Annotated in this window: 12 protein-coding genes; 2 read left to right on the forward strand and 10 right to left on the reverse strand. The window is 70.4% G+C overall.

Going from position 1 to position 15,806, the window contains the following annotated elements:
* The first annotated feature begins 99 nt into the window (after positions 1 to 99).
* Entirely contained in the window at positions 100 to 1,338 is a 1,239-nt protein-coding gene (locus tag ACZ7M3_RS07610) for a hypothetical protein (protein WP_472061526.1), read from the forward strand.
* Between the two features lie 277 nt (positions 1,339 to 1,615).
* Here ACZ7M3_RS07610 and ACZ7M3_RS07615 read toward each other — a convergent pair whose 3' ends face one another.
* From ACZ7M3_RS07615 to ACZ7M3_RS07660, 10 genes are all read right to left on the reverse strand, one after another.
* Entirely contained in the window at positions 1,616 to 2,425 is an 810-nt protein-coding gene (locus tag ACZ7M3_RS07615; RefSeq protein ID WP_472061528.1) for a hypothetical protein, read from the reverse strand.
* Positions 2,426 to 2,455: 30 nt separating this feature from the next.
* Entirely contained in the window at positions 2,456 to 3,289 is an 834-nt protein-coding gene (pstB, locus tag ACZ7M3_RS07620; RefSeq protein ID WP_472062178.1) for a phosphate ABC transporter ATP-binding protein PstB, read from the reverse strand.
* 75 nt (positions 3,290 to 3,364) lie between these two features.
* A complete protein-coding gene (locus tag ACZ7M3_RS07625; protein ID WP_472061530.1) occupies positions 3,365 to 4,306 on the reverse strand; it encodes a sortase in 942 nt (313 codons plus the stop codon).
* Positions 4,307 to 4,393: 87 nt separating this feature from the next.
* Positions 4,394 to 5,812: an Ig-like domain repeat protein gene (locus ACZ7M3_RS07630; protein WP_472061532.1), complete on the reverse strand. Its 1,419-nt coding sequence runs from the start codon at positions 5,810 to 5,812 to the stop codon at positions 4,394 to 4,396.
* A 165-nt stretch (positions 5,813 to 5,977) separates the two neighbouring features.
* Positions 5,978 to 6,976, reverse strand: a complete 999-nt coding sequence (locus ACZ7M3_RS07635; RefSeq protein ID WP_472061534.1) for a hypothetical protein — start codon at positions 6,974 to 6,976, stop codon at positions 5,978 to 5,980.
* Between the two features lie 170 nt (positions 6,977 to 7,146).
* On the reverse strand, positions 7,147 to 9,627 hold the full coding sequence (locus ACZ7M3_RS07640) for a hypothetical protein (protein WP_472061536.1): 2,481 nt from the start codon (positions 9,625 to 9,627) through the stop codon (positions 7,147 to 7,149).
* A complete protein-coding gene (pstS, locus tag ACZ7M3_RS07645; RefSeq protein ID WP_472061538.1) occupies positions 9,624 to 11,357 on the reverse strand; it encodes a phosphate ABC transporter substrate-binding protein PstS in 1,734 nt (577 codons plus the stop codon). The genes ACZ7M3_RS07640 and pstS overlap by 4 nt, the downstream gene beginning before the upstream one ends.
* Positions 11,354 to 12,670, reverse strand: coding sequence for a phosphate ABC transporter permease PstA (pstA, locus tag ACZ7M3_RS07650; RefSeq protein WP_472061540.1), 1,317 nt, complete (start codon positions 12,668 to 12,670; stop codon positions 11,354 to 11,356). Before pstA ends, pstS begins: the two co-directional genes overlap by 4 nt.
* 14 nt (positions 12,671 to 12,684) lie before the next feature.
* Entirely contained in the window at positions 12,685 to 13,614 is a 930-nt protein-coding gene (gene pstC, locus ACZ7M3_RS07655) for a phosphate ABC transporter permease subunit PstC (protein WP_257016601.1), read from the reverse strand.
* Between the two features lie 308 nt (positions 13,615 to 13,922).
* Positions 13,923 to 14,195 carry a hypothetical protein gene (locus ACZ7M3_RS07660; protein ID WP_388395359.1) on the reverse strand — a complete coding sequence of 91 codons (273 nt, stop codon included), beginning with the start codon at positions 14,193 to 14,195 and terminating at the stop codon, positions 13,923 to 13,925.
* Positions 14,196 to 14,804: 609 nt separating this feature from the next.
* On the opposite strand from ACZ7M3_RS07660, the gene ACZ7M3_RS07665 reads away from it, so the two are divergent.
* Positions 14,805 to 15,566: a calcium-binding protein gene (locus tag ACZ7M3_RS07665; RefSeq protein WP_472061542.1), complete on the forward strand. Its 762-nt coding sequence runs from the start codon at positions 14,805 to 14,807 to the stop codon at positions 15,564 to 15,566.
* The last annotated feature ends 240 nt before the right edge of the window (positions 15,567 to 15,806 follow it).

Raw genomic sequence — 15,806 nt, forward strand, 5'->3', positions numbered from 1 at the left:
GTGATTTCCGCCCGGCAGTTGACGCAGCGCTCCGGTGCGCCACCATCCGACCGAGGAACGGTTGGCGGTAGCGCACCGCCGAGCCCCAGGAGCTGCCGCGTGTCCTCGACCGCTTCCCGGCCGACATCCTCCCCACCCCGGAACGCTCCCGGCGCATTCCCCGCGACCACGAACACGAACGCGAGTACGGGCACGGGTGCGGGGACGAGCAGGAGCACAGGCATCCTGTGCTCCCTCCGCACCCAGCTGCGCCGGGCGGCCCCCGCCCTGCTCGCCTACGGGGCCGTACGCCTCGTGAGTCTGATGCTCCTCACCCTGTGGGCGCACCATCAACACCACGGCGTGTGGCCCGTCCTGGCCACGCAGTGGGACGCGGACTGGTACCTGGGCATCGCCCAGCACGGCTACACCCACCACCTGGGCACCCGGTACGACGCGAACAACCTCGCGTTCTTCCCGCTGTACCCGATCCTGGTCAAGGCGGCCGCGGTCCTGACCCCGGGTACACGCGCCACGACGGGCCTGGCGATCTCGATCGTCGCCTCCTTCCTCGCCGCGTGGGGAGTCTTCGCCGTCGGCCACCATCTGCACGGCCGGCGCGTGGCCCTGCTGCTGACGTTCCTGTGGGCGGCTCTTCCGGTCGGCCTGGTCCAGTGGATGGGTTACACGGAGTCCCTCTTCACGGCGTTCGCCGCCTGGTCGCTGTACGCGGTGCTCACCGGCCGCTGGCTCTGGGCGGGCGCCTTGGCGTCGTTGTCGGGCCTGACCCGCCCGACGGGCATCGCGGCGGCGGCCGCGGTCACCGTCACGGCCCTGCTCTCCCTGCGGCACCGCTTCTCGCCCCGCGTCCTCGCGGCCGCGGCCCTCGCCCCGGCGGGCTGGTTCGCCTACGTCGGCTGGGTGGGCGTGCGCCTGGGCCGATGGGACGGCTACTTCGCCGTGCAGCGGCTGTGGCACAACGACTGGGACGGCGGCGCGGAGACCCTGCGCCGTATGCGGGAGGTCCTCGTGCTCGACTCCAGGCCGGAGCTGTTCCTGGTGATGGTGACGCTCACACTGATCGTGTCCGTGGTCCTCTACGCCCTGAGCGTCTGGGACCGGCAGCCGCTCCCGCTGCTGGTCTTCACCGGCGTCCTGCTGCTGATCGTGCTGGGCAGCGGCGGCGTCTACTTCCCCCGTGCCCGCTTCCTCCTGCCCGGCTTCCCGCTCCTGCTCCCGCTGGCCCTCCATCTCTCCCGCGCCTCACCCCGCTTCCGGGCCCTCGCCGTGAGCGCGGCGCTGCTGGGTTCGGCGTACTGGAGCGCGTACATGGCGCTGGTGTGGCCGAGCGCGCCCTGAGCGGGCGTCCGTACGGCACCACACCTGGATTCGAACGTCTCTCGATTCACGGGGAGTTGGGCTGTCGCATGCTCCTCGGCTGCCTGCTCCGTCCCCGCGCGTCGCACGCTGGAGGGAAGCGCGGATGTGCTCCTCACCCCCCCTTGGACGCATCCGCCCGCCAGGTGTCCCGCGCCCCCGTCACCACGATGGGCGGGACGCCGCGCATGGGCCGGACACGGGGTTCAGCCCGCCCCCCAGGCAACTGAACCCCGTGTCGGGCTCCGACCGCGCAGCCTCACACGCGCATGAGGTAGCTGAAGCCCGTGTTCGGGCCGACGCAGGACTGGAGCGTGAGATCGCCCCAGTACAGGCCCTGGGACGGGGTGCCGCGGCCGGGGCTGACGTAGTGGGCGTACACGCGGTACTCGAACGTGCCGCGTGGCGTCGTGGCCGTGACGACCGTGCCCACGGGCAGCTTGGCGAACCGCTCGAAGCCGCAGTAGTCGTGGCCGACGACGACGGCGGTACGCAGCGCGTAGCCGTCCTCCGTCCCCAGGTCGGGCCCCGTCCACTGGACGGCGTCGCGGCACGCGTCCACCGCCTCCTGCCCACCGCGTACCACCCGGGCCGACCAGGAGCCGATGCGCAGGGTGGTCGAACCGTCCGGGCCATGCCGACCGAACGTCTCGGCACCGGCACCGGTCGACGGCTTCGGTGACGGCTTCGCGGGCGTGGTGCCGGGGCGCGGCGAGGTGGACGGGGGTGGCGTGCGCGACAGGTCCGGGAGCTTCGTCGTCGGCGACACGGTGGGCGCGCTGGGGGACGGCGAGGACGCCGGAGCGGGGTCGCGGGGCGGTGGAGTGGGAGTGGGCTCGGGCGTGCGGGGGCGGGCCGATGTCCCGAGCGGGGTGGGCTCGGCCGGGTCCGGGGCCGTCCGCTCGGTGGGCGGGACGGACGCGGGTGGGCCCGCCAACGCCTTGTCGGGCGCTCCGGGGACGGCGCAGCCGGCGAGGGCGACGCAGGCGACAGCGGCCAGCACGGCCGCGGTACGGGCCACCGCGCGGCGGGATCGTCCCTCGCTCGTCGCTCGAAGGGTGCCTGGCATCCGACGCCTCCCTTGGTGTGGTCGGTCGTCCTATCCGAAGCGTCCGTTCACGTAGTCCGTCGTACGCGGGTCCTGCGGGTTGTTGAACATGGCGTCCGTGGTGCCGTGTTCGACGATGGCGCCGGGGGTGCCCTGCTCGGCGAGGAAGAACGCGCACTGGTCGGAGACCCGGGCGGCCTGCTGCATGTTGTGGGTGACGATCACGATGGTGACCTCTTCGGACAGCTCGTGGATCGTCTCCTCGATGCGCCGCGTCGAGGTCGGGTCCAGCGCCGAGCACGGCTCGTCCATGAGCAGGACCCGCGGTCGTACGGCCAGCGAACGCGCGATGCACAGACGCTGCTGCTGGCCGCCGGAGAGCGCGCCGCCGGGCTGCCGGAGCCGGTCCCGGACCTCTTTCCACAGGCCCGCCTTCGTCAGGCACTCCTCGACGAGCCAGTCCTTGTTCTCACGGCCGGCCTTGATGCCACCGAGCTTCAGGCCGGCGGTGACGTTGTCGTAGATGGACATCGCCGGGAAGGGGTTCGGCTTCTGGAAGACCATGCCGATCTGGCGGCGGGCGTGGGTGATGCGGCGGCCGCGGTCGTAGATGTCCTCGCCGTCCAGCAGCACCCGGCCCGCGAGGGAGGCGGAGCCGATCAGTTCGTGCATGCGGTTGAGGATCCGCAGGAACGTGGACTTGCCGCAGCCGGACGGGCCGATGAGCGCGGTGACCTTGCGGGCGGGCATGGTGAGCGACACGTGCTCCAGGACCTTGTGGTCGCCGAACCAGGCCGAGATGGAGTCGGCCTCCAGGGTCGCCGGATTGCTCTCGCCGGGGCCGGTGCCGGAGACGGCGGGCCTGCTCGCCCTGGCGCTCCGCATCTTCACCGTCGGGTCGAGGATCTCGTCGACGAGTGTCGGGTTCGTGTCGGACATGATGGTGGAACTCCTCGTCGGTCAGAGCAGGTTGGGCAGCAGGCGGGTGGCGGCGCCGGAGACGGCGAGGCCGAGGGCGGTCAGCACGGGCACGCAGACGATCCAGGTCTGCCAGCGGCCCCACACGCGGTACGCGGCCATGGTGAGCAGGGCCGCGCCGAGCAGCCCCTGCGACCAGAGGAAGACCGAGAGCCAGGCGGCGTTCTCCGTGCCCAGGGCCTGTTCGGACTCGTCGATCCAGCCGAGCGTCAGCGGGCGGGGCGGCGCGGGCTGTACGGCACTCGCCAGGGTCGCGTCCACGCGGAGGGTGCCGGAGGGGGTGTAGGGCGCGCCGTCGGCGGTGATGAGCGTGAGCCGGCCCTGGCCCTCCTTGAGCGCGGGCGGCAGCGGGTCGCCCTTGCGGCGGATGGAGGAGACCTTGTAGGTGGCGGTGCCCTGACCGGTCGTCAGCCGGATCTCGGTGCCGAGGGGCAGTTGGTGCAGGTCGTTGAACGGGCTGCCGTACCCCCACTGACGGCCCATGAGCACGCTGGTGCCGGCCTGGCCCGGCAGCGGGGTGTCCCGGCGGTGGCCGGGGCCGGACATCAGCACCCCGGAGGTGGTGCCCTCCCCCACGACCTCCTTCAGACCCAGCGCCGGGATGCGCAGCAGGGCGACGGGCGCGCCGGGCTCCAGCATCTTGCCGTCGTAACCCCGCTGGCCCACCGGTGCCGTTCCGAGGGCGAGTTGACGGCGGAACTCGTCGTACGCGGTCTGCTGGTCACGCGCGTGCTGGAGGTGGCCGACGATGGTGAGGTTGGCGGCGAAGCCGAGCAGCAGCGCGGCGAGCACGCACAGCGCGGCCCCGGCGAACGCGAAGCCGGGCCGCTCGGCCCGCGGCGGCCCCGCGGCGGACCTGGGCTCGGGTGCGGGCGCCGGCACCGGCGGCGCGTCGGCCGGCGGGGGCGGGGACAACACGGTCACGGGGAGCGCTCCTGTGGAGAGGTGTGTGGTGGAGATACGAAGACGCGGGCGGCGGGGTGGGGGCCCGCCGCCCGTGCTCCCGAGCCGCTACGAGCGGGGGTCGCCGAACTTCAGCAGCCCCTCGCGGCGGCCGTACCGCACGGCGAGGACGCCGGCCGTGACGAGGATGACGGCTCCGAGGCCGGAGAACAGCGCGATCTGGCTGCCGGTGGAGGCGAGGCCCCCGGTGGGCGAGGTCCCGCCTGAGGTGGAGTCGCCGCCGGTGCCGCTGCCACCGGTGGTGGTGGAGCCGGACGTGGTGCCGGACGAGTCGCCCGAGGAGCCGTCGGTCGGTTCACTGCTGGAACCGTCGGTGGGCTCGTCGGAGGGGTTGTCCGTCGGGGAGCCGGTCGGGCTCGCCGTCGGGGACTCGGAGGACGGCTCGGGGACGGTGAAGTCCACCGCGAGCACCGGGTTCTTGCCGCCGGTGCAGTCCGGGCTGTAGTCCCAGTTGCTCGCCCCTGCCACGGCGTCGTCCGGCACGGTCAGAGTGGGCCAGGTCACCGTTCCGCTCGCGTCGGCCGTGGCGGCGGGGAAGGTGGCGTCGTTGTGGAACATGGCCATCGTGTACGTCGCGCTCGGCTGGCATCCGCGGATGAGGACCTTCACGGTCTGGCCGCGCTGCAGCTCGGGCTTGTAGGCCAGCAGCTTGCCCGCGGCGTCTCGCATCTCGTACCTCGGCAGCTGCACGGTCACCACGGAGGGAGCGGATTCCGAGGCTCCCCACTCAGCGGCGTTCCCCGGAGTGAAGCGGGCCGTGACGCTGTGGTCCCCCTCGGCGAGCGTCGACGTCTTGAACTCGGCCTTGCCACTGGCGACCGTGGCCTGGCCCAGCGTGGTCGCGCCTTCCAGGAAGGTGACGGTGCCGGCCGCCGCCGCGGGCGACACCGTCGCGGTGAGCGTGGTCTCCTCGCTGGGCGCGACCACGGCGGGGGAGGCGGCCAGCGCGACCTGGGTGGCCTCCGCGCCTTCGCCGACCACCCAGTTGTCGCCGGTGACGGTGATCTTCTGGGTCCAGTACGGGTCGCCCGGCACGATCGAGTCGGGCGGAACGGCCCAGTCGTAGTTGTCCACGCACCGCAGGCGCAACTCGTACGTGCCGTCACCCGTGATGGCGTCCGACAGGCTGCTGACCACCATCCCCGCGTTGTCCGCCGCGACCAGCGAGACCGCCGGGGTCGCCGCGGTGTAGGGGGCCTTGCTGGTGATCCCGTTGAGCGCCTTCACCTCGGTGCCGTCGGCCTTGACGACGTACAGGGCGAGGACGCTGTTCCAGTTGAGGTCTTCGATGGTGGCGGCGGGACATGCGCCGGGGATCCCGATCGAGCCGGCGATGGGCTGCGGGTCACTCAGCTTGCCGCCCGCGGGCGTCATGGTGAACTCGCCGACGGACGCCGCCCGGGCAGGCTGGGACTGGGACATGGCCAGGACCACGAGGCCCACGGCGAGTAAGGCACAGGCGGCCACGATCGCGGCCGCTCTTCGGAATGGTTGTGGCACTGTCACGGCGATGCCCCCCGGGGGACGGTTGACGGATTACGTGGACGGATTACGTGGACGGACGACAGCGCGTGGGGCCGGGCACCTGGAGGGTGCCCGGCCGTCACACGAGGATCAGATGGCGATCACGGATCAGCGCTCGCCCTTGAGGGACGCGGTGGTGCTGTCGCCGCAGTTGGACACGGCGCCGAAGCCGTAGGTCGCGATCGTGGTGCCGGCGGCGCAGACCTTCGAGCCCGTACCGACGAAGGTCTCGGCGATGACGGAGTTGGTGAGGTTGGCGGTCGGGACGACGTTGTAGACGTCACGGAGGAAGCCGGGGTCGAAGGCCGTGTTGAGCGCGATCGCGGAGCCCGTGCCCGTGGTGGGGGCCAGGCCGTTGATGCTGCGCAGGCGCGACTCGGCGCGACGGTTCGGGACGTCGGAGAGGCCCTTGCCCTGCGCGATCCACTGGGCGATCGAGTACGGCATGAGCTGGTTGCCGTTGAGGATCGCCGCGCCGTTGTGCTCCTGGATGGTGCCGTCGACGCAGGAGCCGACCTGCGCCTCGGTGATCCCGATGGCCGACAGCCAGAAGGTCCGGGTACCGGAGCCGGACTGCGGCAGCAGCGGCTGCGCGTTCGGGAACTCGGTGGAGTTGCACTGGTAGATCGCGGCCAACTGCGCCTTCGTCAGGTTCGTCGGCAGCGTGCTGCCCAGGTCGGTGGCGTAGGTCACACCGTCCTTGGCGTACGGGATCCACGTGAGGTCCGTGGTGGTGGTGTCCACCGGACCACGCGAGGAGCGGGCGAAGTCGATGCAGTGGGTGCCGGCGGTGATGTCGGCGTTCAGCGCGTTGATACCGGCCGAGGAGCCGTCCGGGCGGGCGACGGTGTCACAGCCGGTCGCCTTGGTCTTCACGGTGGCGGTGCCGGTGGCGTTCCACGACGCGACGATCTTGCCGCCCGCATTCGTGACGGCGTCGCCGATGCCGTTCATGACGTACTGCGTGGTGTCCGAACCGACACCCGCCAGCTGACGATAGTCGGTGACCGGGCTCGGGTCCGCCGAAGCGGGGGAGGCCAGGATGCCGAGACCGAGAGCCGCGACACCGAAAGCAGCGCCGACCTTGGCGCGAGACTTGACGTTCACTTCTGAACCCCTTGTTTTCTGGTTTTCGAAGGCTGGCCGTTCAAGCAAAATCCGGATCTTTTTCCTGCCGGCCCGTCGGTCGGCCACCGCAAACAATTCCAGGATTTCCGCGCGGTGACCAACCAATTCCCCGTGAGAGAAAGGTTACGGGCAGGCTTCCTAGGTGTCTCCTAGGGAGTCCGACGCTGCGCGAAATGCAGCATTATCGGGCCCGAAAGTCCTGCCGCCCCGCCCACGAACAGGACGACCAGAAGAATCCAGCGAATAATTCCCAGGATCTCTCCGGGGGTGAATCCCGCCTTGGCTTCCGCGACATTCTGCTGCGGCCCGGAGGAGGGTGGCGCGGAGCCTTTCACCGCGGCGGCGGAGTCCGAGGCCGAGGGGGTGGCGCCACCGCCCGTTCCGCCCGCGGACGCTCCGCCGGTGCCCCCGCCGGAGGAGGCTCCTCCGGTGCCGCCGCCGGATCCGAGCCCTCCCGCGTCACCCTGGTTCGACCCGTCGGACGAAGGGCCGGTCGCGGTCTCGCCGCGCTCCAGGGCGTCGGCGGCGGTCCGGGCCTGCAGACGCTGCTGGGCCGACAAGGGCGCGTAGCCGAAGGGCAGCTGGCCCGCCGACACACCGGGCGTCTGGCCCGATCCCGCGACGTACCTGATGAACTGGGCGTACGCCTTGCGGGCCTTCGCGTCCTGGTTCACCGAGGCCGCGGCGTAGGCGACGGCCGTCAGCGGATACGCCTGCCCCTTGGCTCGCGCCGGGTCGGGCTTGAGCACCGAAGCGTCTTCGGACGACGGCCGCATGGTCGCGACGTCGGCCGTGAGCGTGGCGGCCGAGGGCTTCACGAAGTTGCCGTCCGCGTTGCGCAGCGCCGCGGTCGTCAACCCGTAACGCTCCGCCGACGCGGCGTCGACGATCGCCATCACGGCGCGTTGACCCGACATGGGCGCGTCGTTGATGAGCTTGGCCGGCGCTTGGGCGGTGTCCCCCGACTGCCACTGGATGGTGCGGGTGTTGTTGCCCCGGCGGGTTCGCAGGGCCCCGTCGTGCAGGTCGGCCGTGAACGGGTCCAGGTCGGTGATCGTGTAGCTGAGAGGGGGTGTTCCGTTGCCGATGGCCGGCGTTGTCGTCGGGTCCACCTTGGGGTAGTCGGTCAGCGTGGTGTTCTGCGCCAGCTTCAGGTCCTGGAAATAGCGGTTCACCCGCATCCCCCATCGGTCCTTCGTCCCGGAGAGGAAGCCACGGGCGTCCGCGTCCGACTGGAGCCAGTTCCAGACGATCCGCGTGGTGTCGGAAGACTGCAGCGGAACCATGAGGCTTCTCAGCTGGTGATTGGTCAACTGCGGAAAACCTGGATTCAATTCCTTGAATTCCGGGTCCTGGACCAGGGAAGGGCTGTTCCCATTCAAATAATCAGGAGTGGCGCCCAGCGTCACGTCTTCCGAGTAGGAGTGGGTGAGCATCTTCGCCACGAGCCGCGGATTCAGTTTCATTCCCTGCACCACGCCGGACGGACCTTCTATGAAGAAGGCGATCGCCAGCCCGGACACCGCCACCGGCGCGTGCACGACCTTGGATCCGTCGTCCGGCCGGGCGACCGGATCGACGGTGAAGCCCAGCAGGGGCGAGTCGGCCGACGTGCTCAGGACCTGGCTCCTGGCCTCCTCCTCCCCGCCCTGAGTGAAGGCGAACGTGCTCCCCGTGGACGAGCACAGCTTCGGCTGCCAGGAAGTGACGGCGTCCGTCAACAGTTCGGAGCCGGCGGTGGGCAGCTCTGTCTGACCCTCCGGACAGAATGCGTCGACGGGCTGGAAGTCCAGACGGACGACCATCCGCTGAGCCCAGTTCGTCGCGGACAGCGGCGAGCTCTGCAGCGAATTGCCCGACTGGTTCGGTTGGGTGATCTCGGTGCCGTCCGCGTCGTGCGTGCCGCGCGGGACGACGACCAGCCAGCAGTGCCGCGGGACGGCGTCACTCCCGGCAGGCGCCGTGTTCATGCCGCAGCCCAGGTGGGACGCCTGGATGCCGTCCTGCGCCTCGAAGGTCACCTCGCCCGTGCCGTCGGCATAGGTTCTGGCGAACCGCTGCTCGTTGGTGTCCAGCGGACCGAAGTAGGTGAAGTCGTGGGAGGACTTGGTGGGAGGCAGGTCACCGACCGGGCGGAACGGGACGAAGCCACCGGGGTACTGGGTCTCCCCCGGATCGGTGCCGACCAGTCGGCCGTTGCCGGCCCCGAGGATCGAGCCGTCGCCGCCGAAGACGCACTGATCACGGTCGGGCCCGGCCGGGTCGTCGCCCCAACACTCCATGATCTGCAGGAAGTTGACGGCGGCGTTCTGCCCGTCGATCGTCGGCGCCCCGCCCTGCCAGGTGACCCGCACCCCCTGCGACCGCAGGTTCTTCGTCTGGTGGACGGTCACCTTCAGCTTGGAGAAGTCGTCGTACTTGCCCTGCTTCCCCGTCACCGTGACCGCGGAGTCCTCCGCCGTGCCGTCCGCCGCCGCGGCGGACGTGGTGGCGGACGGCAGCGGGAGCAGGGCCAGGACCAGCGCGGCCAGCAGCGCGCTCACGGCGGCGACGACGCGCCGCCGGGACCGGGCCATGGGGGTCATGGGGGTCATGGGGGTCATGGGGGTCATGGGGGTCATGGCGGTCATGCCACACCCCCCTTGCGGCGGGCGCGGTGGGACATCATGCGCCCGATCAGGGGTGGCCCGACGACCACGCCGATCAGGAGCACGGCCGACAGTGCCATCAGCGCGGTGCGCAGACCGAGGGCGTCGCCGGTGCCGAGGGAGACCGGGCTGGCGGCGACCGAGGTGTCGCCGGTACCCCCGTCGCCGCTGAGCACCTGGCCGGTGTCGGGGTCGACGACGCTACCTGCCGTCGTCCCACCCGTACCGCCGGTGCTGCCCGCCGTACCGCTGCCGCCGGTGGTGGTGCCGGCCGTTCCCGTCGCACCCGAACCGCCCGTCGAACCGGAACCGCCGGACGTGCCCGAGCCGCCGGTCGTACCGGAGCCGCCCGAGCCGGTGCCGCCGCCGGACGTACCGGAGCCGCTCGGCGAGGTGGGCTGATGGGCGCCGCCGGTGCCGGTGGCGCACTGGTCCGAACCCTTCTTGTCGCACGCCGCGGGATACGGGGCGTTCTGCGCCAGGAGGTTCTTCCCGTCACTGGAGAACGTCGGGTTGTTGCAGTTCTTGATGTTGATGCTGTCCGACACGGCGCCGGGGATCTTGCGCACCTGCTCCATGGCCGCCTGCACGAGGTTGATCGGCAGCGGCGAGTAGCCGAGCCGGTCGGCCAGTTGCTGGCCCTCGCAGAGGAAGTAGTTGTCGAACGCGCTCAGCGTGGCGCCCTTGGCCTTGGTGAACCCCATCTCCTCCTTGGTCGGGACGATCATGTAGCTGTAGCTGGACAGCGGGTAGGTGCGCCGGTCGCCGTACGTGTAGACCCCGTCCAGGTTCTGGGTGAGGTAGTTCGCGGACCGCGAGTCGTTGTTGATCTGCGCCTGGGTCAGGGCGACGGCCACACTGGAGGCGGTCGGCTCGACGTAGTACCCGGACTTGTTGAGGACCTTGACGACCGGGAAGCCCGCGTTCCTGGCGTAGGAGTACTCGACGTAGGTGATGGCGCCCTCGGCCTGGGGCTGCTTGGTGTAGCCCGCGACGCCGAGCGAGCCGGACTGGGCGACGAAGCCCGAGCCGGGGATGTTCGGGAAGTACGACGTCAGACCGCAGGGCGTGGGCTTGCCCGCCCGACGGCAGTAGTCGTTCCACAGGGTGCCGTACTGCTTGGACATCCACAGGGTGAACTGCGCGGTGGTGCCGGAGCCGTCGGAGCGGATGACCGGGACGATACGGCGGGCCGGCAGGGCCAGCTTGGGGTTGTCCGCCCTGATCTCCGGCGCGTTCCACATCGTGAGCTTGCCGGTGAAGATCTTGCTGAGGACCTCCCCGGACAGCCGCAGGTTGGTGACCCGGTTGCCGCCGATCTTCAGGTTGTACATGAACGACGTACCGCCGGCCACGATCGGCATGTAGGCGTACTTGCGCTGCGGCGGAGTGTCGGTCGTACCGAACTCCTTGAGGCCGTAGGGGATCTCGGACACCCCGAAGTCGGACGTGCCGTTCGCGAACTGGGTACGTCCGACCGACGAGCCCACCGACGCGTAGTTCACGGTCATGCCCTGCTGGCGTACGTTGCGGCGCCACTGCTCGATGGCGTTGGCGCTCCATGTCGAGCCGGATCCACTGATCTTCACGTAGGTGACCGCGAAGGCACCTGGCGGATGTACGGCCATGAGCGCGCAGACCAGTGCGACGACCAGCGCCAGCGCCTGGTACACGCGCACGCTGCGCGGACGACGGACGGGTGCGGATATCACGGGGTGCTCCTCGTCGATGCGGGACTGGTCGAGGCGGGGCCGGCCGACGGTCGGCCGGCGGTTGCGTACACGTCGAAGCGCTGCGCGTCACGGCGGGACGCCCTGACCCGGCGGTGTTCCTGGCGGCGGGTCAGCTTGCCCGGCCCCCGGCCGCCGACGACGCGGGCCGCGACGAACAGGACGAGCACCAGCACCAGGAGCACCGCCGCGGTGCCGAAGCCGCGGGCGATGTAGGTGGGCTCGGGGGACTCGACGAGCTTGAAGGCCGCCAGCGGCAGCGACACCATCGGGTCGTGGAGCGGGTTGGTGTTGAGCTCCTGGGTGAAACCGGCGGTCAGCAGGACCGGCGAGGTCTCTCCCACACCGCGCGCGGTGCCCAGGATGACCGCCGTGGTCAGCCCGGACCGCGAGGTGGGGAGCACCACGTGCCAGACCGTCCGCCACCGTGAGGTGCCGAGCGCGTAGGACGCCTCGCGCAGCGTGCCGGGGACCAGTCGGATCACCACGTCCGCCGCGCGGATGATGATCGGCAGCATCATCACGGAGATCGCGAGCCCGGCGGCGAGGCCGGACTGGCCGAAACCGAGGCTCAGGATGAAGGTCGCGTAGATGAACAGGCCGGCCACGATGGATGGCAACGCTGTCATCGCCTCGACGATGGTGCGGACGAACCGGCTGAAGGCGCCCGGGACCTCGTTGAGGAAGACCGCGCACACCAGCCCGGTCGGTATGCAGATCACCAGGGCGATGGAGATCTGCCACAGCGTGCCGACGATGGCGTGCACGATGCCGCCGACGCTGAGGGGCTCCAGCGGACCCGCGTCGGCCATCGACTCGGTGTAGAAGTTCAGGTGCGGCAGCGCCTCGCGCCCCTCGTAGAGGGTGTAGACGACCACGAAGGCCAGCACGGTCAGCATCACCAGGCCGAGGCTCTGGACGATCGCGGCGGCCACCCGGTCACGGACCGCGGGACCGTCCTCGTCGAAGGAGACCAGCAGCGCGTACAGGCCGATGAAGAGCGCGTAGGCGATGACGACGAAGCCCAGGGCGCCGTTGAAGGGCAGCAGCCGGTCGAAGATCAGCCAGGTGAGGGCGAGGGACGCGGCGCCGGCGCCGACCATGGCGTACACGTCGCTGGCGCGCAGCGTGGAGAGGTTCCGGCGCGAGTCTCCGCGCGTTGAACTCGCGCCGGGCCGGAGTGCGGGCAGGTGGGTGGCCGGGGCCGGGGGCGGCGTTCTCGGGGCACCCACGGGGCTCGGATCGGCCCCCGGCCCCTGGTCGCCGGGTGGGCTCTGTGGAGCGGTGACGGTCATCGGGCTCGGTCTCCTCAGGAGTCGCTCGTCGCGCCGGAACGGCTGCGGGCGACGATCGACGAAGCGGCGAAGTTGACCACGAGGGTCATCAGGAAGAGCGCGAGGCCTGCGGCCATCAGCGCCGACATGCCCATGGGGCTCGCCTCGCCGTAGCGCAGGGCGATCAGGGACGAGACCGAGCTGGTGCCGTTCTGCAGGATGTGCGGTTGGATCACGAACACCGGCGAGATGATCAGGTACACGGCGATGGTCTCGCCGAGCGCCCGGCCCAGGCCCAGCATGGTGCCGCCGATCATGCCGCCCTTGCCGAAGGGCAGGACGACGCTGCGGATCATGCCCCAGCGGTTGGCGCCGAGCGCGTACGCGCCCTCCCGCTCGCCGACCGGAGCCTGCGAGAAGACCTCCCGCACCACCGAGCAGATGATCGGCGCGACCATCAGGGACACGACCATGCCCGCGATGAAGGTGGAGGAGGTGTAGACCGTCGCGGTGGCGAGCGGGTCCTTCGGATCGGCGCCGTCGACCTTGAAGAGGGGGATCCAACCGAAGTAGGTCGAGATCCAGCGGGACACGCTGACCACGTGCCCCTGGAAGAAGAACAGGCCCCACAGGCCATAGACGACCGACGGCACGGCCGCCATCAGGTCCACGACGCTGATGAGGGTCTGGCGGATCCGCGGCGGCGCGTATTCGGAGATGTAGAGCGCGGTGCCCAGCGCCAGCGGTACGGCGAACACGATGGCGACCATGGCGATCAGCACCGTCCCGACGAGCACGGCCGCGATGCCGAAGTGCCCGCCTTCGGGCTCCCACGCCTCGGTGGTGACGAAGTCCCACTTCGCGACCGACAGCGCCTGCCAGGCCCGGTACGTCAGGAAGCCGCCGACCAGCAGCATGATCGCGAGGACCAGCCCGCCGCCGCCGCGCAGGATGCCCCTGAACACGCGGTCGGGCAGCCCCCGATCGGGGTGCAGGCGTCTCGGAGGGTCGTCCCCCGGAGCCACAGATCGCTCAAAGATTCGCGTCGTCACATGGGACGACACTCCTGACGCGTGATGGACGCACGCGCACACGAACGTGAACGAGACGCCCCCGAGGGGCAACTTCCGATGTTGACGTGAACGCGGCGACAGGAGAACGCGTGAGGGGCTGGGGTGCGCTCTTGTGGCGCACCCCAGCCCCTCACATGCACGATCGATCCGTCAGCCCCGTCCGCTCGCTCGGGGTCGTCCCCTCACTCGGCGTCGTTCCCTCACTCGGCGTCGTCCCACGGAATCGCCCCACCCGACCCGAGCTCGGCCAGAAGGGCCCGGAAGCGTTCATAGGCGGCCTGGCACGTCGAGTGCCGCTCGTAGGCACGCGAGGACACGGCCACGGCGCCGCCGGTGCCGTCACGCAGCCGCCAGACCCATCCACTGCCTTCCGCGGTGTGATGCACCGCGCCGGGTAATTTCCCGATGTCGGTACACAAGCGCTCGAACGCCGCTCGGCACTCGCCGTAGTTCCGGTACGTCCTCGCGGCCACGGCGATCACCCGCCCGTTCGTGGCAGTGAGCCGCCACGAGTAAGTGCCATCTGCACCTATATCTATTTGGCAGCGCGTGCCCGGTACGGCCGCGCCCCCCATTCTTGCCGCCATCCATCCCCACTCCTGTATCCCCATATCAGGAAGCCGCACGAGTCGACGCGGATTCGTCGGTCATGCGGCACACGCAGATTAGTGAGACCAAAGAGAAACTTGATCCACACGTGAAACACATTTCACGCGAAGGTTGCCCCTCGTTCATGCAGTCGACCATCAGGTCACCTCAAGAGTGGGCGAATTCCCCGACGCGCCGGCGGGGGGCCGCCCCCCGGGACGCCCGCCCTCCCGGCCCGCCACGAAGAGGGGCGGTACACGTAGGTGGCCTCCAGGTCCGCTGAAATTTGAACCGAATTTCCCCTTCGGCTTTCCACGGAAACGGCGCACTCGATATTCGCGCGCATTCCTCTCACCGGGAAATCGGCGACTCACGAAACCCTCATACAAACGTTCCGAAATCCCAAGGCAACGAGTACGCTGCACACGTCAATTCGGGCCTGCCGGTGTGAAATTGACAGGCCGCGGCATTCACATTGGGGAATTCGCATGCGTATGAGTTCAGCTGTCGCCGCTGCGTGTGGCGTCGTCGCCCTGTCCGCCCTCACCGTTCCGGCCGCGCACGCGGACGAGAGGTTCGGCGACACCGACATCACCGGCGTGGTCGTCAACGACGGCAACCCCGTCGTCGTCGGCACCGGCGCGAGAACCGTCACCGCCGAGGTCACCGCGACCGACCCGTCCGGTCTCCAGCAGGTCAACGCCACGCTCTACCACGGCCCCTTCGGCGCCCCGGACAGCACCGTGGCCTCGACGGCGGCCTGCGGTCCGACGGTCGCCACCACGACCACCTGCACCCTGACCTTCACCCTGACCCCCGGCACCGCCCCGGCCGACGACTCGCTGGCCGGCGACTGGCACCTCAGCGCCTACGCGATCGCTCCCGACAGCGACGCCGTGTTCCTGGACAGCGCCGCCACCGTCAGCGTGCTGCGCGACAGCCAGGTGAGCGTCGAGGCCACTCCCAAGCCGGTGAAGTGGGGCCGCGTCCTCACCGTCACGGGCGGCGTGCGCAACGCGGACTGGGCGACCGGCACGTCCGTCGGCGCCGAGGCCGGCCGACCCGTGAGCCTGCAGTTCCGCCCGAAGGGCAGCAGCACGTACTGCACGCTCAAGACCGTGCCGACCGCTGTCGGCGGCACCCTCTCCACCACCGTCCGCGCCTACTCCGACGGCTCCTACCGCTGGTCCTACGCCGGCACGGCCGACACCGCCGCCGCGGTGTCGGCGGGCACCTTCGTCGACGTGGTCGGCTGACCCCGAACGAACGGCGCCGGGCACCCCTCGGGGGCGGCCCGGCGCTGTACGGGGCCGGGAACGCGGGCGGCATGACGGCGTGCGGGGTGCGGGGACACCAGCGGCATGACGGCGTGCGGGGTACGGAACGCGGGCAGCTTGATGTCGTACGGGACCCGGAACACCGGCGACCTGACGCCTGCCGGGACCCGGAACACCGGCGCCTGATGCCTGACGGGACCCGGAACCCGGACAGCCTGA

Source organism: Streptomyces sp. NPDC111656 (assembly GCF_055656965.1).